This is a genomic window from Microbulbifer sp. ALW1 (genome assembly GCF_009903625.1).
In the GTDB taxonomy this organism is placed as follows: Bacteria; Pseudomonadota; Gammaproteobacteria; order Pseudomonadales; family Cellvibrionaceae; genus Microbulbifer.
On sequence record NZ_CP047569.1, the window covers coordinates 1,434,481 to 1,454,230 of the forward strand.

General features: G+C 59.2%; 20 protein-coding genes. 15 read left to right on the plus strand and 5 right to left on the minus strand.

The genetic code is table 11. The annotated features are described in order from the left end of the window. Window positions 1–68: 68 nt before the first annotated feature. The 4 genes from GRX76_RS05885 (at window position 69) to fnr (ending at window position 4,685) form a co-directional block, all read left to right on the plus strand. Window positions 69–1,145, plus strand: a complete 1,077-nt coding sequence (locus GRX76_RS05885; RefSeq protein WP_160152460.1) for an enoyl-CoA hydratase/isomerase family protein — start codon at window positions 69–71, stop codon at window positions 1,143–1,145. A 75-nt stretch (window positions 1,146–1,220) separates the two neighbouring features. After that, window positions 1,221–2,129 carry a 3-hydroxyisobutyrate dehydrogenase gene (mmsB, locus tag GRX76_RS05890; protein WP_160152461.1) on the plus strand — a complete coding sequence of 303 codons (909 nt, stop codon included), beginning with the start codon at window positions 1,221–1,223 and terminating at the stop codon, window positions 2,127–2,129. A 121-nt stretch (window positions 2,130–2,250) separates the two neighbouring features. Further along, on the plus strand, window positions 2,251–3,759 hold the full coding sequence (gene hemN / locus GRX76_RS05895) for an oxygen-independent coproporphyrinogen III oxidase (RefSeq protein WP_160152462.1): 1,509 nt from the start codon (window positions 2,251–2,253) through the stop codon (window positions 3,757–3,759). Between the two features lie 197 nt (window positions 3,760–3,956). Beyond that, window positions 3,957–4,685: a fumarate/nitrate reduction transcriptional regulator Fnr gene (gene fnr / locus GRX76_RS05900; RefSeq protein ID WP_160152463.1), complete on the plus strand. Its 729-nt coding sequence runs from the start codon at window positions 3,957–3,959 to the stop codon at window positions 4,683–4,685. An 89-nt stretch (window positions 4,686–4,774) separates the two neighbouring features. Here the strand turns inward: fnr and GRX76_RS05905 are convergent, their stop codons facing one another. The 5 genes from GRX76_RS05905 to GRX76_RS05925 all read right to left on the minus strand — a co-directional run bounded on the left by GRX76_RS05905 (window position 4,775) and on the right by GRX76_RS05925 (window position 9,454). Then, on the minus strand, window positions 4,775–5,341 hold the full coding sequence (locus GRX76_RS05905) for a hemerythrin domain-containing protein (RefSeq protein ID WP_160152464.1): 567 nt from the start codon (window positions 5,339–5,341) through the stop codon (window positions 4,775–4,777). 172 nt (window positions 5,342–5,513) lie between these two features. Then, complete coding sequence (locus GRX76_RS05910) at window positions 5,514–5,921, minus strand: hypothetical protein (protein WP_160152465.1); 408 nt, start codon at window positions 5,919–5,921, stop codon at window positions 5,514–5,516. A 185-nt stretch (window positions 5,922–6,106) separates the two neighbouring features. Then, window positions 6,107–6,715, minus strand: coding sequence for a pyridoxamine 5'-phosphate oxidase family protein (locus GRX76_RS05915; protein ID WP_160152466.1), 609 nt, complete (start codon window positions 6,713–6,715; stop codon window positions 6,107–6,109). A gap of 15 nt (window positions 6,716–6,730) precedes the next feature. Then, window positions 6,731–7,243, minus strand: coding sequence for a heme utilization cystosolic carrier protein HutX (gene hutX, locus GRX76_RS05920; RefSeq protein ID WP_160152467.1), 513 nt, complete (start codon window positions 7,241–7,243; stop codon window positions 6,731–6,733). Window positions 7,244–7,366: 123 nt separating this feature from the next. After that, window positions 7,367–9,454: a TonB-dependent hemoglobin/transferrin/lactoferrin family receptor gene (locus GRX76_RS05925; RefSeq protein WP_160152468.1), complete on the minus strand. Its 2,088-nt coding sequence runs from the start codon at window positions 9,452–9,454 to the stop codon at window positions 7,367–7,369. A gap of 197 nt (window positions 9,455–9,651) precedes the next feature. Between GRX76_RS05925 and GRX76_RS05930 the strand changes: the two genes are divergently transcribed. The 11 genes from GRX76_RS05930 to GRX76_RS05980 all read left to right on the plus strand — a co-directional run bounded on the left by GRX76_RS05930 (window position 9,652) and on the right by GRX76_RS05980 (window position 19,738). Next, window positions 9,652–10,329 (plus strand): energy transducer TonB, encoded by a 678-nt coding sequence (locus GRX76_RS05930; RefSeq protein WP_160152469.1) that lies wholly within the window; start codon window positions 9,652–9,654, stop codon window positions 10,327–10,329. 59 nt (window positions 10,330–10,388) lie between these two features. Continuing rightward, window positions 10,389–11,087 (plus strand): MotA/TolQ/ExbB proton channel family protein, encoded by a 699-nt coding sequence (locus GRX76_RS05935; RefSeq protein ID WP_160152470.1) that lies wholly within the window; start codon window positions 10,389–10,391, stop codon window positions 11,085–11,087. Further along, a complete protein-coding gene (locus GRX76_RS05940) occupies window positions 11,084–11,518 on the plus strand; it encodes a biopolymer transporter ExbD (RefSeq protein ID WP_160152471.1) in 435 nt (144 codons plus the stop codon). Before GRX76_RS05935 ends, GRX76_RS05940 begins: the two co-directional genes overlap by 4 nt. Before the next feature lie 41 nt (window positions 11,519–11,559). After that, window positions 11,560–12,414, plus strand: a complete 855-nt coding sequence (locus tag GRX76_RS05945; RefSeq protein WP_160152472.1) for a hemin ABC transporter substrate-binding protein — start codon at window positions 11,560–11,562, stop codon at window positions 12,412–12,414. Between the two features lie 39 nt (window positions 12,415–12,453). Beyond that, window positions 12,454–13,515, plus strand: coding sequence for an iron ABC transporter permease (locus GRX76_RS05950; protein WP_236250565.1), 1,062 nt, complete (start codon window positions 12,454–12,456; stop codon window positions 13,513–13,515). Window positions 13,516–13,526: 11 nt separating this feature from the next. Further along, complete coding sequence (locus GRX76_RS05955; RefSeq protein WP_160152473.1) at window positions 13,527–14,309, plus strand: heme ABC transporter ATP-binding protein; 783 nt, start codon at window positions 13,527–13,529, stop codon at window positions 14,307–14,309. Between the two features lie 270 nt (window positions 14,310–14,579). Then, entirely contained in the window at window positions 14,580–15,845 is a 1,266-nt protein-coding gene (gene glyA, locus GRX76_RS05960) for a serine hydroxymethyltransferase (RefSeq protein ID WP_160152474.1), read from the plus strand. A gap of 400 nt (window positions 15,846–16,245) precedes the next feature. Then, complete coding sequence (locus GRX76_RS05965) at window positions 16,246–17,355, plus strand: extracellular solute-binding protein (protein ID WP_160152475.1); 1,110 nt, start codon at window positions 16,246–16,248, stop codon at window positions 17,353–17,355. Window positions 17,356–17,448: 93 nt separating this feature from the next. Beyond that, the gene (gene nrdR, locus GRX76_RS05970; protein WP_160152476.1) at window positions 17,449–17,928 is read left to right on the plus strand and encodes a transcriptional regulator NrdR; all 480 of its coding nucleotides are present in this window, start codon (window positions 17,449–17,451) and stop codon (window positions 17,926–17,928) included. A 23-nt stretch (window positions 17,929–17,951) separates the two neighbouring features. After that, window positions 17,952–19,076 carry a bifunctional diaminohydroxyphosphoribosylaminopyrimidine deaminase/5-amino-6-(5-phosphoribosylamino)uracil reductase RibD gene (gene ribD / locus GRX76_RS05975; RefSeq protein ID WP_370463949.1) on the plus strand — a complete coding sequence of 375 codons (1,125 nt, stop codon included), beginning with the start codon at window positions 17,952–17,954 and terminating at the stop codon, window positions 19,074–19,076. After that, complete coding sequence (locus tag GRX76_RS05980) at window positions 19,076–19,738, plus strand: riboflavin synthase (protein ID WP_160152477.1); 663 nt, start codon at window positions 19,076–19,078, stop codon at window positions 19,736–19,738. Before ribD ends, GRX76_RS05980 begins: the two co-directional genes overlap by 1 nt. The last annotated feature ends 12 nt before the right edge of the window (window positions 19,739–19,750 follow it).

The following is a 19,750-nucleotide window of genomic DNA, read 5'->3' on the forward strand; positions in this document are numbered from 1 at the left end:
AAGGAGGTAATGCCACCACCCGCCCATCTATGTTTAACTTTGCCCCAAATAAACAGCCGGGAACCAGTATGACCCAGGATTTACCCGTAATCGTTGAGCGCCAGGGCCCCATTGGCAAATTGACGCTCAATCTGCCCAAAGCCCTCAATGCCCTCAATCTCGACATGATCGACCTGATGGCCGCACAGCTGGAACAGTGGCAGCAGGACGACAGTGTCGCCTGTATCTGGATAGAAGGCGCCGGTGACAAAGCCCTGTGTGCCGGTGGCGATGTCGTGGCGCTGCACCGGGAATCCGGTAGCTACGGCGGCGAAGGCGCCAGTGAGTTTGTGGAAGCGTTTTTTTCCCGTGAATACCACCTCGACTACCAGATCCACACCTACCCGAAACCCATCATCGTCTGGGGCAACGGCATCGTCATGGGTGGCGGTATCGGTATCATGAATGGCGCCAGCCACCGCGTGGTCACCGAATCCACGCGTATGGCCATGCCCGAAATCACCATTGGCCTCTTTCCCGATGTGGGCGGCAGCTGGTTCCTCAATCGTATGCCTGGTCGCATTGGCCTGTTCCTCGGCCTGACCGGTGCCCAGTTTAACGGTGCCGATGCTATCTATACCGGTATGGCGGATCGCCTGGTTGCCTCCGGGAGCAAGGATGCGGTCTTTGGCGCTCTCGCAGACGCCGGGTTCAATAGCGACCCGGAACACAATCGCGCGCTGGTAAGCCGCCTGCTCAAGGCGTCTGAAATGCCCGCCGACCAGCAGCCGAACTCCAATGTCCGCGCCCATTACGATGTGATCCAGCAGCTCACCGATGGCGCCACCCTGCCGGAGGTCTATCAGCAGATTGTTGAATACGCCGGGGATGATGAGTGGCTGCAACGGGCTGCCAAAACCCTCAGGGCCGGCTGCCCGTTAACCGCATGGGTCGTGTGGGAGCAGCTGAAGCGTGGCAAGCATCTTTCGCTTCAGGAGGTGCTGGACATGGAAAAAATACTGGCGGTGAATATGTGCGCTAATGGTCAGGTAAAGGAGGGCGTGCGTGCACTGCTGATCGATAAGGACCGCAATCCGCAGTGGCAACCGGCAACACTGGCAGAGGTCACTGCGGAACAGGTGGAGGCCTGTTTTACTGCCCCCTGATTGAGTGACGGTCGGGGTTATCTAACCGGAAGTAAAAATAATGGAAAGTAACAATAAAAATGAGAGGGAAAAAACATGCAGCCAATCAAAAAGATCGCGTTTATCGGGCTCGGTAATATGGGCGGCCCCATGGCCGCAAACCTGGTGAACAAGGGTTTTGCAGTAACGGCCTTTGACCTGTCGGTACCGATGCTGGAAAGCGCAGTGTCCAATGGTTGCCTGCGCGGCGAAAGCGCGGAAGCGGCGATTGACGGCGCCGACGTGGTGGTTTCCATGCTGCCCAGCGGCGAAGCGGTGCGTGCGCTGTATCTCGGGGCGCAGGGTTTATTGCAGGCGATGGATCGGGAAACCCTGCTCATTGACTGCTCCACCATTGCCGCAAACGACGCCCGCCAGGTGATCGCGGCAGCGGCTGAGCGCGGTATCGACGCGCTGGATGCCCCGGTCTCCGGTGGCACCGCCGCCGCCGCGGCAGGGACTCTGTCGTTTATGTGCGGTGGCGAAGACCAAACACTGGAGCGGGCGCGTCCGGTGCTGGAGGCCATGGGCGCAAATATTTTTCATGCCGGCCCCGCAGGCAGCGGCCAGGTCGCCAAAATCTGCAACAACATGCTGCTGGCCATTCATATGATCGGCACCGCAGAGGCTTTGCAGCTGGGGGTGGATAACGGGCTGGACCCGCAGGTGTTGTCGCAGATTATGAGTGCCAGCTCCGGCGGCAACTGGTCACTGGAAAAGTACAATCCCTACCCGGGGGTAATGGACAATGTGCCGGCCTCCCGGGACTACCAGGGCGGTTTCTCGGTGGCCCTGATGCTGAAAGACCTGGGGCTCGCCATGGATACCGCCGCTGGCAGTGCATCCTCGACGCCGCTGGGCGCGCTGGCGAAAAATCTCTACCAGCTGCACGGTGGCGATGACCTCAACAGGTCGCTGGATTTTTCCAGTATCCAGAATCTGTTCCGGCGTCCCGTCGGAGACTGAGTGCCGCGACCAACCTGCCGGCGCTTGATCTAAATCAAGCGCCGGTAATCCGTGGCCCGGTAACTTTGCGCGATCCAATAGTTTCCCGCTCATTCAGCTCCGGATCACAGGTTACGCGTAAATGGCCTCAAATCGCTTGGACAGCGCCCCCCCTCGCAGCAGTGATACCCCTTGTATCCCTGGCTCCTCTGGTACCTCTGGTACCTCTGGTACCTCTGACTCTGTTGCATCGGGGGTAGCTTCCGGAGACCTTTCTCCTGAACTGCTGGCGCGTTACGCGGGCCCATGTCCTCGCTATACGTCGTATCCCACTGCCGACCGGTTTACGCCGCTGCATGCCAATCGTGAATTACTTGCGGCGAATGGAAGTGGCAAGCCCTGGGAAGCATTGCGAGACGTGAGCTCCCTGTCGCTCTATGTGCATATCCCATTCTGTCGTTCCCTCTGCTACTTCTGTGCCTGCAACAAGGTAATTACCCAGCAGTATGGTCTGGCTTCCAGCTACCTGGAGCGTGTACTTGCCGAGGCTCAGTGGTATCGGGAACGCGTCGCACGGGTGCCTGTAACCCAATTGCACCTCGGTGGTGGTACGCCAACCTATCTGAACGACGGCGATCTGACGCGGCTGGTGCGGGGGCTCGGGGAGGTGTTTGATCTTCGCCCCGGAGAGGACGTGGAATACAGTGTGGAAGCGGATCCGCGGGTGCTGGAACTGGAAACCCTGGATACGCTACAAACACTCGGTTTCAATCGCCTGAGTATGGGCATCCAGGATTTCAATCCCGAGGTGCAAAGGGCGATCAATCGAATCTGCACGCCGCAGCAGGTCCGCACCCTGACCGATGCCGCGCGGGCGCGGGGCTTTGGTTCCATTTCCTATGACCTGATCTACGGTCTGCCCGGGCAGGACGTGCAAAGCCTGGAGCGCACCATCGATAAGGTGATTGAACTGGCACCGGATCGTATTGCTTTGTATCACTACGCGCATCTGCCACACCGATTCAAGGCGCAACGCCTGATCGACTCCGACCTGATTCCGTCACCGCAGGCAAAAATCGATATGCAGCTTGCCGCGACACAGCGGCTGACAAATGCAGGTTACCGGTTTCTCGGTATGGACCATTTTTCCCGCCCGGAAGACCCCCTTGCCGCGGCCGCCGACGATGGACGCCTCGCGCGCAATTTCCAGGGCTATACATTGATGCCCGCTGACGCGCTGATCGGCCTTGGTGCCTCGGCCATCAGCTACAGTCGCGATGGCTACTGGCAAAACCACCACGGCCAGAAGGAGTATGCGACGGCCATTGCCGAGCGCGGCGAGGCCATCTGCCGGGGCTGGTCGCTCGATGATGACGACCGGGTGCGGCAGTGGCTGATCATGGAGTTGATGTGCCATCTCAGGGTGGAAAAGCGCGCGCTGGAGCTGCGCACAAACACGCCGTTCGGACAGTATTTTGCCGCGGATCTGGCCCGGTTACGCCCACTGATTGCGGACGGGCTGATACGCGAATCAGAGCAAGACCTGGTGGTCACTGAGCGCGGTCGCTGGTTCCTGCGCAATATTGCCGCCGCTTTTGACCGGCACTTGCACACCGGGGAATCCGCAGCTCAGTACTCCCGTGTGCTTTAATCGGTTGCTGGAGATACAATTCCAGGATGGACGGGGCGGGGAAGCGCCCCTGAATTGGGAATTTCTTTCGAAAGATGCCGCGAAAAAAGAAGTCGCGGAAAAAGTTGCAAACGAACGGGCGAACGATCGACCGAAAGACTTATCGACGAACAGTTCATCGACGAAATAGTCATCGAATAGTGAAAGTGGAAATGACGATGCCGAAATCCTCACCAGCGGTCAATTGCGGAAACTGCTCTGTCAGAAGGTTGTGTCTACCGGTGGGGCTGAGTGAGGAGGATATCCAGCGCCTGGAGCAGGTCTCGCGCAAGAAAAAAATCCTCAAAGCCGGCGACACCCTGTTTCGCGCCGGTGATCCCTTTTCCAATCTCTATGCCATTCGCTCGGGCAGCTTCAAGTCTGCGGTGATCGGCGCCGACGGTGACACCCAGGTGACCCATTTCGCATTACCCGGTGAATTGCTGGGGCTGGATGCGTACAGCAGTGGTTCCCACCCTGGCTATGCGGAGGCGCTGGAAGAAAGCAGTGTGTGCGTACTGCCATTTACTCAGCTCGAAAATCTGGCGCAGCAGGTGCCCGCACTGCAAAAGCAGATTTACAACATATTTTCCGAAGAACTGAAGCAGGACAACGACGTGTTGCTACTGCTTGGCAAACGCTCCGCGGAGAGTCGTCTAGCAGCGCTGCTGATTAATATCTCCAGCCGCTATGCGCGACGTGGCTACTCGGCCAGTGAATTCAAACTTTCCATGCAGCGTATGGATATCGCGAACTATCTGGGGCTGACCGCGGAAACCGTCAGTCGCCTGATGTCGCGCTTTCAAAAGCAGGGGCTCATCCTGGCACAGGGAAGGGCGATTACGATTTTGGATCTTATCGCCCTTAGTGAGCTTGCCGGGACTCACTGCAGTTACGAGAACGGATAAAGTAATTAACGGGTTTCCTTCAGTGAGAGGCGCACACCCGTTAGCCTCTCACTCTGTTCACTTTGTCGTCTGTCGTTTGCGACCTGTGTTCAGCTGGCGACGGCGGACTCCCTCTCCGCAAGATCCTGATAAATGGCCTGGTAAAGCTGCTTCACGCCCCGGTGAAAATGGCAGCTCTGCCTGTCTGCCAGCGCGACGGTCACTTCTTCCCAGTCGGTGTCGGTCAAGTATTGATTGACCAGCGGCAGCAGAATTTCGTTTTCTTTTTTCATGTGTGCACGCTGCAGGGCGATATATTCCTGCGCGGTGCCGAACAGTCGTTCCCGTTCCACTGCGGCATCATTGGCGACTGCGTAAAACAGCTGGTTCATTGTGCGGGTGGCTTCGGCGACGGCCTTGTGTTCCGATGTTATTTTTTCAACCAGGTCTCTAATGTCCACGGGCTTGCCCAGCAACTGTTCGAACACGAGGTCTTCCACCGGGTGGTGCCACTGGTCCGGATAGACAGAAAAGTAATCCAGCGCCTCCAGGATCATGCTCAGGGTTGCGGGATCCCGATCTTGCTTTCCCAGTTCGTGGAGCAAATGTTCAAACACATCCAGCAGGTTCTGCATCTGCTTGTGGTCATCGCAGAGTTGTCGGTAAATGCCGTTCATATCGCGCCTCCTTGACGGGCAGTGACAATCGATAATCCCATTGTTGTCTGCTGTCAGAGGGAGAGCTTGATCTGAATCAAGCCGCGACAATATCGTGTCGCGGCTTGCGTCGACAGCGCAAAGCGAGTGCTATCGAGGAGAGGTGAAGTGAAGCCTGGGGGCCTCAGTGACGTTAGAAGTAATAATCCTGCAGATCGATCTGTTCCCAGTCGTACACCAGCTTGGGACCATCCGCGGTGACCAGGCTGACCTTGTCGGCCACCAGGCACTCGGACCAGTCGACCTTATTCATATCCACGATTTCCGCGCCGCCTTGCACCTGCACAATGGAGTCCTTCCATACCTGCTGGCAATTGTTTGGAACTTCACCCTTGATCAACAATTGCTGGCCCAGGTAGTTCTGGTAACGCAGCTGGGGCATGCGGTTCAGGTGGTAGCGCTCTTCCTCTGCCTGCAGGAAGAACTTGCCGTTTTCCTCGATCAGGGTGCCGCTGACGGTGAGCGTTTGTTGCGGCGGATTGGCGGCGCAGGCGGAAAGGAACAGCAGGGGAAGCAGTAAGCTCTTTTTTGACGACATCATTGTTACTCTTTGGTTATTTGTTACCAAAATAGCAAGTGAGGGTTGCAGAAGCGTTTCAGTTTGGTTGCAGCGGTACCGCGGGCAGGAAAAAACTGTCAGAACAGCAATCGGGAAGCGGAGGGGAGAAGGCATTATAAAGTCCGGCGCCAAACAGGGCGCCGGTGTGCAGTGAACACCCGGAGCGTTCAGGCTGCGTCGCTGTTCTTTTCCTTGTGGCCGTCTTTCAGGTGCAAGGCGACCTGTTTTTCCAGGCCTTCCAGCGCGTACGCCTGGCCAAAGCCTTTGACGTAGCGCCCGGCGCTGGGCTTCAGTTCAAACAGGTGGAAATCTTCCAGGCCTTTCAGGTGATCCATAACCGGGCCAAACTTCTCCCGCAGTTGTTCAATGCGCTCCTGCCAGAGAGGCGCCTCACGGCCGATCAGGCCCGCCTCCACATTGAACGTCACCCGCAAACGCGCAAACGCCTGCTTGGTATCCGCTTCATCTGCATTAAATATCACAGAAGCCTTACGGTTAGCTTTCAGGTTGGCTGCATGTTCGGAAAGGTCGGAAATAAACAGGTAAAAGTGACCATCGGCGGCCAGAAAAGGCGCGGTACTCGCGTGTGGGTACCCCTCTGGTGTCAGGCTCGCCAGGTTAAGTAGCTTGCGGGTGGCGATGAAGTCGCGCACTTCAGCGACCAGGTCGGCGCCGTCATTCGTCTTGGCGACACTGGTCCTGGCGGCACTGGCTTGTGGATCGACTTGTGGCGTGCCGGCTTGATTGTCGATGTTACTGTTGTTCTGTTCGGTCATGATCAGAATCCCCCGTCAGGAATGTTCAGCGCCGGCGCCTGCCAGCTGCTGCTTTAAAGCGTTAAAACGAGCAACCTGTTCCGGGATCAGTTTGCGCTCTGCATCCCGTCCCAGAAATACCTTGAATACACAATTGCCACTGGGGGCCAGGAATACGATGGAATGGCTCTCGGCCCCGCGGTGGGGTTTGCTCACAAAGGCCACTTCACTCAAGCCGTCCACCAGCAGGTGACCGTGGAAGGGGTTTTTGTGGTGCATGAAGTTGTAGTAGCCGTGGGCAATGCTGCCCCTGGGGAATTCCCCTTTGAATTCGAACACCGAGCCCTCGTTCTGCACGATGGTGGTGACCTTGCCCCAGCTGGGCAGTTCTTCAATCAGCGGCCACACCGCTTCGCTGCCGGCAAGTGAGGCCATGTCTGCGGGCAGGTTGGCGATGATTTGCCGCACGCTGGTGTCTAGCTGTTTTGCCATCTGCTCCAGGGTATGGCCCGGTTCGCTGGCCAGTAATTCCTGTACCTGTTGTTGCATGATTCGGTTTTCCGGCAATGTCTTAATTAGAGATGTCTTGAATACGGGCTCTTCAAGTGCAAATGGCGGGCCGCAGACAATCGGCCCGACTCGCACTCCGTTTCCCGGCAAATGAACAAGGGATCAGAAGCGGTAACTGGCAGAAAGCTTAATGTTGCGTCCGGGCATATACAGCTGCTGGAAGGCGACCCGATACTCCTCGTCCGCCAGGTTATCCAGCGCCAGCCCCAGCTTCAGGCCGTTGAGGTTGCCGGTGGCCGGTTCCCAGGTCACATAGGCATCCGCCAGAGTGTAGCTGTCGAACTCGCGGGCTTCGTCGTCCGGCAACTGATCCTGGGCGGAGACCAGTGAGGTACGCAGGCCGGTTTTCAGGTCGCGCTGCAGGAAGTAGTAACCCAGGTCCAGCACCCACTTGTCGGCGGGGATATTGCTCAGGTAGCTGTCATCTGACGGGTCCTTGCCCTCCGTCTGGCCGTAGCTCAGGCCCAGTTCCAGGTCGTTCAGCCGGTAGTTGGCGCCCAGCTCAAAGCCTTTCAGTTCCGCTTCGTCCACATTCTGGTAGGTGGTGTTCATGGGGAAGCCAAACATGAAGTGCGGATTGATGACCACCTGCTCGATAAAGTTATCCACCTTGTTGCGAAACACCGCGGCACGGGCGGTCAGCTGGTCGCTGTCACTGGCGAGGCCGCTGAAGGCAAAGTCTGCGCGCAGCTCGGTATTCTGCGCTTCTTCTGCTGCCAGATCCGGGTTGGGGATAAAGGTGTTGGCGAGGAATCCCATACCCATAAAGCTGAAATCACCGTAGGCGTAGTGGGTGCCCTGGGTGTACATCTCTTCCACGCCCGGTGCCCGGAAGGCTCTGGCGTAGCTGGCGGTCAGGTTCATCCAGTCGCTGGCTTTGACGGAGGCGGCGATGGACGGGGATACCGCGCTGTCATCGCGGGCGGAATCCACCAGCTGCTTGCTGTTTGCTTCAAAGCGGTCGTAGCGCAGCCCGGGGGTCAGGGTCAGAAGTTCGGCAAAAATGAAGTCCGCCTGGGCGTAGAAGCCCAGTACCTCGGAGTCCGCGTTCATATCTTCCGGCCGGTTGTCGCCGTCGCGCACGGTGGTGACGTCGTCCCGGTACCAGTCGAGGCCGTAGACCCACTGGGCGCCGAAACCGTCACTGGCATTGGTGATGGCAATACCGGTGGTGTTCACTTCGGTGTTGTCATTCTGACCGTTTTGTCCTTGAGTCGGACGGAATTCGTCGAACTGGGTGTCGTTGCGATACACGGTGAATTTCGACGTGTGTTTACCGTCCAATGCCTGCACCAGGTAGCTGGCGGTCAGGTTCTGGTCGGTAATGTCGCGTTCGATAAACGGCGAGCTGGTGCCCACATTGGCGTTGGGGTTGGACGGTACCCCTTCTTCGCGATTGTTATGGCGGAAGATGATATCGAAGCGCTGGTTATCGCTGATCTGGGCGCCGCCACGGAGGAGCAGGGCGGTGTTATCACTGGCGCTGTCTGCTAACTCTTCGCCGCCGCCAATTTCCAGGTTGTCGCGCTCGGAAACAGTTCCGTTTACCAGATAGTCGAACTTGCCGGATTGGCCGTAGATCGCCGCGGTGGTTTCGCTGGAGTCGCCATTGCTGCCCAATTCTTCCTTCAGGTAGCCGCCAAAGGTTTCACCGTTTTTCAGCAAGTCGCTGGCGTTTTTGGTCGACAGGGCCACCACGCCGCCGATGGCGCCGGAGCCCCAGAGGCTGGATGCCGGGCCCTTTTTCACTTCCACCTGTTTCAGCAGTTCCGGATCCAGCTGGTAAGTGCCGCGGTGGCCGGAGTTAAAGTTCTGGCGCGCACCGTCGATGGTTTGTAACACGCGCACGCCGGACAGGCCGCGGATATTGGGTGCCTGGTTGGAGTAGCGCGGGCCGCCTTCCACCTGAATGTTGGGTTCATATTTCAGTGCCTGGGCGATGGATTCCGGTTGCTGCTCTTCCAGCTGTTCGCGCTCGACAACCACCGTGCGCGCGTCTTTTTCCGTCGCGGCCGGGTTGCGGTCTGCGGCGACAACCACTTCGCCAAACTGGATTACCGGTTGATCACTGTGCGCGGTGTCTGCTGCCTGTGCCAATGTATTACTGGCACCCAGCGCCAGCAGTGCGGCGGCGAGAGGTTGGAGTTTCAGAGTCTTGATCTGGCCCATGGCGGTGCCCCCTTTGTGCATTTGTGCATTCCCAAATTGTTTTCTGCGCAGTTCAGTTACTTGCGTCACCGGTCGTTTTTTGTACGAGCAACAGCCTGCGGTTGTGCCAAAGAATATGTACAAATAATCTAATTGTAAATGCTAACAATTATCGTTTGAGTTTATTTGGGCGGATTGCTAACCTGTGGTCAGCCAAAAAACGTGAACGAGGAATGCCTGTGCGAGTGCGCATGACCGTGATGCTGATCTGTTCCTTTGTACTGCACGGGTGGTTGCTGTGGGCAAAGCCGGCGACGGAAGTTCAGGCGCCCTCGGCTGCGGTGGCATTGAAACTGGGACAGCTGAAGTTGGCGTCTGCGGCGGAACAGTCGCAGCCACAGCCGCCGGTAGAAAAAACGTCGGCAAGCCGGGGATTGCGTGATGCGATGCCGGCCAATCTGTCGTCGGAGGCAGCGCCATCGGAGAAAGCGGCACCGGAGAAAGCGCGGTCGAAGAAAGCAGGGGTGACGGATGCGCCTGATCTAAACCTAGAGCCAAAACCGACGCCAGTGGCGAGCGTGTCGCAGGCCCCGACACAGACAGTTGAACGAATGGACCAGCAGAGCCTGAGCGATATTCCGGTGCTGGTGGAGCGCCCTGCGTTCGCCAGTCCGCCTGCCGCACCGGTTTATCCCGAGCTGGCGCGGCAGCGCCGGCAGCAGGGCACGGTTGTGGTGGAAGTACAGCTGGATGCCTCGGGCACGCAAGTGGTGCGCAGGTTGTTGCGGTCGTCCGGTGTGGACAGTCTCGATGAGGCTGCACTGCGGGCGGTGGCGCGCTGGCACTTTCTGCCCTACCGGGAAAACGGCCGCGCGCGCCTGTCGCGGGTACAGCTGCCAATCCGGTTCTCTCTGTAACTATCCGCTGTAAACAATTGGCGGCACTGCAGAGGCGGCGCCAGATTAACGAGTGAAATATGTTCGTACATCAAACCTGGTCAGAGTTTTTTTCCCAACTGGGACCCATGGGCTGGCCGTTATTGTTGGTCTCGCTGGTGGCGCTGGCGTTGCTGGGCGAGCGCCTGTGGTTTCTGCTGACAACCGGGCACCGCGGAATCAGTGGATCCTTCAAACGTCTGCAGTGCACTGCAGAGTCCGGGCTGGATCAGCTGGCGCAGCAGTGTGAGCGTGAACGCGCCCTGGCAAGCCGCGCCACCGCGCTGCTGTTGCAGCACCGGAATACGGAAAAAGTGCAGCGTGAAGAGGTGGCCGCGGTGTGGCTGCAGGAGCAGCGCCGCCGGTTGCACAGTGGCCTGCGCCTGTTGATGGTGATCGGGATTATCAGCCCGTTGATGGGGCTTTTGGGCACGGTGCTCGGGTTGATCGGTATGTTTGCCGGCCTGTCAGGCAGCCGCGAAGCAGTGACCCCGGCGCTGCTGGCCGACGGCCTGGGTATGGCGATGCATACCACCGCCGCGGGTTTGATGGTCGCACTTCCGGCCATTGCCGGCGCGCACCTGCTGGCTATCTGGAGCGACCGCACGGTGGCGGACCTGGAGCACCTGTTCAATCGTGGGAACCTCTGGTTGGAAGGGTTGGACCCCTGTGCCTGCAAGCAGGAGTTGCCCCCGCGCGTGCCTGTATCGAATTGTGATCTGACGGTAGTGGCGCAGTGATCAATATCAATCCACCCAGTAAGCGGGATTTTTCCCTGGCCAACCTGGCACCGGATCTAACGCCGCTGCTGGATATCATTTTTATCGTACTGGTGTTTCTGCTGCTCACCGCCAATGTGCGGCTGACCTCACTGCCTATGGATCTGCCCGCCAGTGAGCGCGCCAGCGCGGCCATGCCGTCCAATCCGCTAACGATTTCCCTGTCCAATCGCGGCCCGGATCTGTGGGGGATCGAGGATCGTGGCTACAGTAATCAGAACGCATTTGAACAGGCGCTGATGGCAGCGTTGGTAGCTGGCCCCGAACGCCCGGTGGCTCTGGCCAGTGATCGCAATGTACCGGTACAGCGCATGCTCGATCTGTTTGCGCTGTTGCAGCAGCAGGGCGTTGAAGTGGCCGAGATTGCCTTGCAGCCAGACGCTGCCCAATAACCACTCTGAATTGTTATCGACCTATCGACGGGATACGCACCATGATCACTCTGGTAAAAAAAATAACGGCTGTGACTTCAACAATGATTTTGTTGTTGGGCGTTAGCCAGTATTGCGCCGCGGCGCCCGAGCGAGTGATCAGCGCCGGCCACTCGATTACCGAACTGGTGCTCGCGCTCGGCGGTGGCGACAGTCTGATCGCCGTGGACTCTTCCACCCGCCTGCCGGCAGATTTTCGCAAGGTCCCGGTGGTGGGTTACTACCGACAGTTACCGGTGGAAGGATTGCTGGCGCAAAACCCGCAACTGCTGGTGGGCGGAGAGCACATGGGGCCTGCGAATACACTGCAGCTGTTGCAGGATTCCGGGGTAGCCGTGTTGCAGTTACCGGAAGCGGAAAATGGCGAGCAATTGCTGGATAACATCGACCGTCTTTCTGAAGTGCTGGAAAAACCCGCAGCAATAATCAAGCAGGGCGTTCAGGCGCAGTTGCGTGCATTGATGGCAGCGCGAGCGGCGCTGGCGGAACCACCGCGTATTCTGTTTGTGCGCGCACAGCAGGGGCGTGGTGTTAAAGCGGCTGGCACCGGCACCAGCCCCGACAGCCTGATCCGCCTTGCGGGTGGCATCAATGCCGTGGATTTTTCCGGGTACAAACAGCTGTCGGATGAGGCGCTGTTGCAATTGCGCCCGGACTGGATTTTGTTTTCCAGTGATCAGGCGGAACAGCTGAACGATGGCCTGGCCCTGCTGGAATGGCAGCCGCTGCTGAAACTGACCCCCGCCGGAAAAACACAGGCGTTTTACGCGGTGGATGGCTATGCACTGCTGGGGGGGATCGGTCTCGCCAGTCTGGCCGAGGCGAAAAAGCTGAATGAAACCTTGGCCGCCCGCTGATGGCGGCAGTGTGCAGCGACAGATAACAGAGGTACCCCGGTGGAATTTCGCCTGAGTGACAAAAGCCTGTTGCCGGTTTTGATGGCACTGCTGTTGATCGGCAGCTGTCTATCCCTTGGCGTGGGGGCAATGGCAATCGGCTGGCGCGATGTGCTGGCGGGGCTGATGCACTGGAGCTGGCCCGGTTTTCTGAGCCTGGATGTGCCGGAGCAATATGCGCTGGTACTGGGAGAGATTCGTCTGCCGCGATTGCTACTCGGCTTGATTGTGGGTGGAATACTGGGGCTCTGCGGCGCTGTGATGCAGGGGCTGTTTCGCAATCCGCTGGCCGACCCGGCCATTATTGGAGTTTCCGCCGGTGCCGGTGTCGGTGCCGCATTGGTGCTGGTATTTGCCAGCGGCACGGCGCTGACCACCGTTGCCGGTGGTGTATTGAAGCAAGTGCACTGGCTGTTGCTACCGGTTGCCGCGAGTTTCGGTGGGGCGCTGAGTACCTGGCTGGTGTATCGACTCGGCGATCGCGGCAAATCGGTGGTGATGATGCTGCTGGCGGGTGTGGCCATCAATGCACTGGCCGGTGCCGGAATTGGCCTGCTGAATTACGTCGCCGATGATCGCGCGCTGCGGGATATCACCCTGTGGCAGATGGGTAGCCTGGGTGGTGCAACCTGGGGTGCGGTTGTCATGGCGGCATCGGTATTGCTGGTCGCGGGCGCGTTGTTGTGGCGGCGCGCACCGGCACTGAATGCGCTGTTGCTGGGTGAGTCGGAAGCCCGCCACCTGGGGGTGGATGTGGCACGGCTCAAGCAGCTGATGATTGTGCTCACTGCGATTGCCATGGGCGCCGCGGTATCGGTTTCGGGGATGATTGGATTTATCGGTCTGGTGGTGCCCCACACCATACGCCTGCTGCGGGGGCCGGATCATCGCTTCCTGTTGCCCTACAGTGTTCTGGCGGGCGGATTGTTACTGGTAGTTGCGGACACCGTCGCCCGCACCCTGGTAGCCCCTGCGGAATTACCGGTGGGCATTCTCACCGCACTGTTGGGGGCGCCCTTCTTTATTTACCTGCTGTGGCAACAGCGCCGGCAGATTTTTTAACGGGGGCGCCAGTGCTGATCCAGATCGATAATCTCGGGATCTCTTATCCCCGTGCCGGTACACCTCTGCTGGAGGGTATTTCCCTGGAGTTTGCCGCGGGCCAGCTCACCGCATTGCTGGGCCCTAACGGCTGCGGCAAAACATCCCTGTTGCGGGCCATTAGTGGCGAGCTGAGTCACAGTGGCAATATTCGCTTGTTCGGGCGGCCCCAGCAGGACTGGTATCGCACACCGAAAGATCACCGCCAGCTGGCGCGCCGCTACGGCTTGCTACCACAGCATTCCAATCTGAATTTCGCATTTACCTGTGCGGAAGTGGTGGAGCTGGGCCTGGCGCCCGGCAGTCTGTCGCGGGTGGAGCAGGGCGAGCGCGTTGAGCACTTTATGCGGCGTGCAGACGTCTGGCATCTGCGGGATCGGCTCTTTCCCAGTCTTTCCGGTGGCGAAAAGCAGCGGGTGCAGCTGGCCCGGGTGCTGTCCCAGCTGAGCCTGGCGGACGGCGACGATGCGCGAATCCTGTTACTGGACGAGCCCACCTCGGCGCTGGACCTCAAGCATCAGCACCAGGTGCTGGCCCTCGCCAGGGAAGTGGCCGATGAAAATACCGCGGTGGTTGCGGTGCTCCACGATCTCAATCTCGCCGCGCGCTATGCCGACCGCATGGTGATGTTGGCGAATGGCTGCGTGCAGGCAGATGGCGCGCCCGCGGAGCTGTTACAGCCAGAGCTGGTGGAGCGGGTCTACGGCTACCGGGGGCAGCTGGTGGATGTGGCCGGCTTTAGTGCGCTGCTTTAGCGTGTCGTTCGGAGTGCAGAACTATCCGTGAAGGCAGCGATACCGCTGCATAATTCGTTCTGGGCGTCGATGTCTCTCTATTGGGTCGCGGAACATGAGCAGAACCGGGCGCTGAATTGAATTTGTTTCATGTGTACCCTTTGCACCGCCGCCACTCCCTTGGTGTACAATGCGCCGCTTTCTGGGGCGGGCCGGTCACAATCGGGTCGGGATTTGCCCTTGTCGAGATTATGCTTGCGCGATCTGCGCCTTATCATCCGAGGGAACACCATGTTTGATAAATCCGTCACCCTAGCTTCCTACGACCCCGATGTGTGGTCCGCCATTCAGGACGAAGACCGCCGCCAGGAAGAGCACATCGAGCTGATCGCTTCCGAGAACTACACCAGCCCGCAGGTGATGGAAGCCCAGGGCACCAGCCTGACCAACAAGTACGCCGAAGGCTACCCGGGCAAGCGCTACTACGGTGGCTGTGAATATGTCGACAAGGTAGAAGCCCTGGCCATCGAACGCGCCAAAGAACTGTTCGGCGCCGACTACGCCAACGTCCAGCCGCACTCCGGCTCCCAGGCCAACGCCGCGGTTTACCAGGCTCTGTGCGCCCCCGGCGACACCGTTCTGGGTATGAGCCTGGCCCACGGCGGCCACCTGACCCACGGTGCCAAGGTCAACTTCTCCGGCAAAATGTACAACGCTGTACAGTACGGCCTGAACGCCGATACCGGAGAAGTGGACTACGAAGAAGTAGAGCGCCTGGCGCTGGAGCACAAGCCGAAGATGATCGTGGCCGGTTTCTCTGCCTACAGCCGCATCATGGACTGGGCCAAGTTCCGCACCATCGCCGACAAGGTTGGCGCTTACTTGATGGTGGATATGGCCCACGTTGCCGGTCTGGTTGCCGCAGGCGTTTACCCGTCTCCGGTTCCCCACGCGGATGTCGTGACCTCTACCACCCACAAAACCCTGCGCGGTCCCCGCGGCGGTATCATCATTGCCAAGGCCAATGAAGAGATCGAGAAGAAGCTGAACAGCGCGGTATTCCCGGGCGGCCAGGGCGGCCCGCTGATGCACGTGATCGCGGCCAAGGCGGTTTCCTTTAAGGAAGCCATGAGCCCCGAATACAAGGCCTACCAGAAGAAGGTTGTGGAAAACGCCCGCGCCATGGCGGCCACCTTCCTGGATCGCGGTATCAACATCGTATCCGGCGGCACCGACGACCACCTGATGCTGGTGGACCTGATCGGCAAGGAATACACCGGTAAGGATGCAGACGAAGCCCTGGGCAACGCCAACATCACCGTGAACAAGAACGCCGTCCCCAACGACCCGCGCTCCCCGTTCATCACCAGCGGCCTGCGTGTGGGCACCCCGGCCATCACCACCCGCGGCTTCGGTGTGGAAGAGACCAAGCAGCTCACCAACTGGATCTGCGACATTCTCGACGCGCTGGAGAAAGGCAACGCCGATGCGACCATCGCTGAAGTGAAAGCCAAAGTGCTGGAGATCTGCGCCAAGTTCCCCGTCTACAAGGCGTGAGATAAAGGCGTGAGATAAAAGCGGAAAGCGCTAATCTCCGTTCTCAAAAAAGGCCCCTATCCGGGGCCTTTTTTCGTTTTTGTTACAGGTGAAAGTAAAAAGTTGCTGCCCGACTGTGAAACAGGTCGCGGTTTCTGTTTTAATACGCGCCCTCAAAAACCGAAGTGGAGTTCGGGTCTGTATAGTTAAGAAAACAGGCGCGTAATTTGCTTCTGAGATTTGTAGCAGCTTGTAGCACCAAGGATGCGTTGCTCAGCGAATGCTCACCAGAGTCCGTATAACGGACTGGTACTTTCGGGTCCAAGCGGTATCAGGATTCGATGCTTTGCGATCACGGCGGGAGTGCCGGTGCAAAGCGCTGAACCCACCGCGCAGCCAGGCTGCGGAACGAGAGTAGAACATGCGTCCAGTTTCCAATCTATTACTCATCTTGACCGCTGTGATCGGGCTGAACCTCAGTACGCAGGCCAGTGCGCAATCCCGGGAGCTGCACTTCGCCAACTGGTCTGAGTCCATTGCCGAAGACACCATCAGCGATTTCGAAGCGGCCACCGGCATCAAGGTGCACTATTTCGAATTCGACGATATCGAAGAGTTGGAAGAGGTCTGGCTGAAAGAGGGCCGCCGCTTCGACATCATCGTGCCCGGCTCCGACAACATCCCCAAATACATCGCCGCCGGCCAGCTGCAAAAGCTCGATCGCAATCGCATCGACAACTGGTCCCAGAACGACCCCAAATTCATGGAGCGGTTGTCCCTGTTCGACCCGGGCAATGACTACGCCATCCCCTACCTGTGGGGCACTGTGGGTATCGGCTACAACGTGCAGGCAGTGGAAAAAGCCTTCGGCGGCATCCTGCCGGAAGACAGCTGGGACCTGCTGTTCGATCCCGAGAACCTCGGCAAACTCGACCACTGCAACGCCACCCTGATGCGCTCCCCGGAAGAGATTTTCGACGTCGCGCTCAAATATCTGGAAAAAGACCCCAACTCCATGAGCATCGCCCACCAGTACATGGTGGCCAACCTGCTCTCCAAAGTGCGCCTGCACATTACCGACTTCGACTCCGGCGAATACGTCGAAGACCTCGCCAGCGGCAAACGCTGCATCGCCCACGCCTGGAGCGGCGACGTGCTGGTTGCCCAGCAAATGGCGGAAGAAGCCGGCAAAGACTTCGATATCCGCTACGTAATGCCGAAAGAGGGCTTCCCGCTGTGGATCGACGTGGTGTCCATGCCCACCAATGCCCAGAACATCGACGCTGCTTACCAGTTCCTGAATTACCTGATGCAGCCCAGCGTCATCGCCAACATCAGCAACGAAACCCAGTACGCCAACGCCAATATGGCGGCCCAGGACCTGGTTGACCCGGAGCTGCTCGGCAACCCCGCGGTTTACCCGCGCCCTCAAGAACTGGAGCGCACCTGGATTCCCGCCGCCACCAAGTCCCGGGTGCTCGCCTTGCGCCACAAGCTTTGGCAGCGGATTATCGAGCGGGAAGAAATTTAACGAGGTTGCTGCGGGCCCAGAACTAACCCGCTGGCAGCCTAAATTTCCACCTTGTGGTAAACTGCGGCCCACTTTTTCGAGGGCCCTCTCCCCATGCACTGTCCCTTCTGCAGCGCAGATGAAACCAAAGTCGTAGATTCCCGCCTGGTGGCCGATGGTGACCAGGTGCGCCGTCGCCGTGAGTGTCTGCAGTGCCACGAGCGCTTCACCACCTTCGAAACCGCCGAGTTGGTGCTGCCACGAGTCGTCAAGCAAAACGGCCAGCGCGAACCCTTCAATGAAGACAAGCTGCGCGCCGGCATCCAGCGCGCCGTAGAGAAACGCCCGGTCAGCACCGAGCGGGTAGAGGCCGCCGTCGCCCAGATCAAACACGCCCTGCAGGCTACCGGCGAGCGCGAGCTGCCAGCCATGCACATCGGCGAGCTGGTGATGGAACAGCTGCGTGAACTGGACCAGGTGGCCTTCGTCCGTTTTGCCTCGGTTTACCGCCGCTTCGAAGATGTTAGCGACTTCAGCGACGAGATCGAGCGTTTGAATACCCCCAGGGGGAGCAAGCAGGGAGAGGCGAAGTGATGGCCTTCACCCCAAGAGAACTCATGGCCCGCGCCATCCAGCTCGCCGAGCGCGGCCTCTACACCACCATGCCCAATCCCCGTGTCGGCTGTGTGATCGCCGATGCCCAGGGCAACATCCTCGCCGAAGGCTGGCACAAGCGCGCCGGAGAAGGGCACGCCGAAATCGAAGCGCTGAAAGACGCTGGAGCTCTCGATGGTGGAGACGGGGCCCGCGGCAACATCGCCTACGTCACCCTGGAACCCTGCAGTCACAGCGGTAAAACCGGCCCCTGCGCCGATGCGCTGGTGGCCGCCGGCGTGGCCAAAGTGGTCTTCGGTATGGAAGACCCCAACCCCAGTGTCAGCGGTAAAGGGTTACAAAAACTGCGCGATGCGGGCATTGAAGTGGAAGGCCCCTTGCTGGAAGAATCCTGCCGGGCGCTGAATCCGGGCTTTATCAAGCGCATGACCCTGGGTTTGCCCCTGGTGCGCAGCAAGTCCGCGATGAGCATCGACGGCCGCACCGCCATGGCCAGCGGCGAATCCAAATGGGTTACCGGCCCCGCCGCCCGTGCCGATGTGCAGAACCTGCGGGCGCGCAGCTGCGCCATTGTCACTGGCGTCGATACCGTCCGCTACGACAACCCGAATATGAACGTGCGCCCGGAAGAAATGGCGCTGCCGGCCGACGAAGCGGCGGCAGCGGCAGAGAAGCAGCCCCTGCGGGTCATTGTCGACAGCAAGCTGCGCACCCCGGCCAGGGCCTTTATTTTGCAGGGCGCCGCCCCCACATTGGTGGTCACAACGGAAGCCGCCGACAGCGATCGCCGCGTGCGGCTGGAAAAGACCGGCGCCGAAGTGTTGGTGCTGCCCGCCGACAAAAACGGCCGTGTGCACCTGGGCGAGCTGCTGAAAGAGCTGGCCCGCCGCGAGTGCAACGAGGTACTGATCGAGAGTGGTGCCACCCTCTCCGGCGAATTCATGTATCAGGGCCATGTAGACGAGATCATCGTCTACATGGCGCCCAAGATACTTGGCTCCAGCGCCAGACCGCTGTTTGAGCTGCCGATCGAACGCATGGGCTCCATGTTGCCCATCACCATTACCGACATGCGCGCCGTCGGGCACGACTGGCGTATCACTGCGACTACTGATATCGAGCGCTGATGTTTACTGGAATAGTTGAAGCTGTTGGCGAAATCTCTGCCCTGCAACCCAGTGGCGGAGACCTGCGTGTACGGGTAAAAACCGGCAAGCTGGACTTGTCCGACGTCAAACTGGGCGACAGTATCGCCACCAACGGCGTCTGCCTGACCGTGGTGGATTTGCCCGGCGATGGCTACTGGGCCGACGTCTCTGCAGAGACGCTCGCGGTAGCCACCCTGAACCACTGGAAACTGGGCGACAAGGTAAACCTGGAAAAGGCCCTGACCCCCCAGACCCGCCTCGGCGGCCACATGGTCAGTGGCCACGTGGACGGCATCGGCGAAGTGGTGTGGCGCAAGACCACCGCCCGCGCCGAACAGTTTCGCCTGCGTGCCCCGGATGAACTGGCCAAATATATTGCCCACAAGGGCTCCATCACCGTCGACGGCACCAGCCTCACGGTGAATGCCGTTGACGGCGCCGAATTCGAACTCACCATCGTGCCCCATACCATTGCCGAAACCGTGATCGGCGGCTATCAGGCGGGCACCAAGGTGAATCTGGAAGTGGACCTGATAGCGCGCTACTTGGAGCGACTACTCTTGGGGGATGCTGCGGCGCAACCCAAGAGCGAAGGACTGACCATGGAATTCCTTGCCCAGCACGGTTTTTACAAGGCCTGAATCAGAGGGCCA

Excerpts from the sequence above, each read along its gene's own strand:
- ribD (WP_370463949.1), top strand. The coding sequence starts at position 17,952 with ATGGCCCGCGCCATCCAGCTCGCCGAGCGCGGCCTCTACACCACCATG.
- GRX76_RS05885 (WP_160152460.1), top strand. The coding sequence starts at position 69 with ATGACCCAGGATTTACCCGTAATCGTTGAGCGCCAGGGCCCCATTGGC.
- nrdR (WP_160152476.1), top strand. The coding sequence starts at position 17,449 with ATGCACTGTCCCTTCTGCAGCGCAGATGAAACCAAAGTCGTAGATTCC.
- GRX76_RS05905 (WP_160152464.1), bottom strand. The coding sequence starts at position 5,341 with ATGAACGGCATTTACCGACAACTCTGCGATGACCACAAGCAGATGCAG.
- glyA (WP_160152474.1), top strand. The coding sequence starts at position 14,580 with ATGTTTGATAAATCCGTCACCCTAGCTTCCTACGACCCCGATGTGTGG.
- GRX76_RS05910 (WP_160152465.1), bottom strand. The coding sequence starts at position 5,921 with ATGATGTCGTCAAAAAAGAGCTTACTGCTTCCCCTGCTGTTCCTTTCC.
- fnr (WP_160152463.1), top strand. The coding sequence starts at position 3,957 with ATGCCGAAATCCTCACCAGCGGTCAATTGCGGAAACTGCTCTGTCAGA.
- GRX76_RS05925 (WP_160152468.1), bottom strand. The coding sequence starts at position 9,454 with ATGCACAAAGGGGGCACCGCCATGGGCCAGATCAAGACTCTGAAACTC.
- GRX76_RS05980 (WP_160152477.1), top strand. The coding sequence starts at position 19,076 with ATGTTTACTGGAATAGTTGAAGCTGTTGGCGAAATCTCTGCCCTGCAA.
- hemN (WP_160152462.1), top strand. The coding sequence starts at position 2,251 with ATGGCCTCAAATCGCTTGGACAGCGCCCCCCCTCGCAGCAGTGATACC.
- GRX76_RS05935 (WP_160152470.1), top strand. The coding sequence starts at position 10,389 with ATGTTCGTACATCAAACCTGGTCAGAGTTTTTTTCCCAACTGGGACCC.
- GRX76_RS05965 (WP_160152475.1), top strand. The coding sequence starts at position 16,246 with ATGCGTCCAGTTTCCAATCTATTACTCATCTTGACCGCTGTGATCGGG.
- hutX (WP_160152467.1), bottom strand. The coding sequence starts at position 7,243 with ATGCAACAACAGGTACAGGAATTACTGGCCAGCGAACCGGGCCATACC.
- GRX76_RS05945 (WP_160152472.1), top strand. The coding sequence starts at position 11,560 with ATGATCACTCTGGTAAAAAAAATAACGGCTGTGACTTCAACAATGATT.
- GRX76_RS05915 (WP_160152466.1), bottom strand. The coding sequence starts at position 6,715 with ATGACCGAACAGAACAACAGTAACATCGACAATCAAGCCGGCACGCCA.
- mmsB (WP_160152461.1), top strand. The coding sequence starts at position 1,221 with ATGCAGCCAATCAAAAAGATCGCGTTTATCGGGCTCGGTAATATGGGC.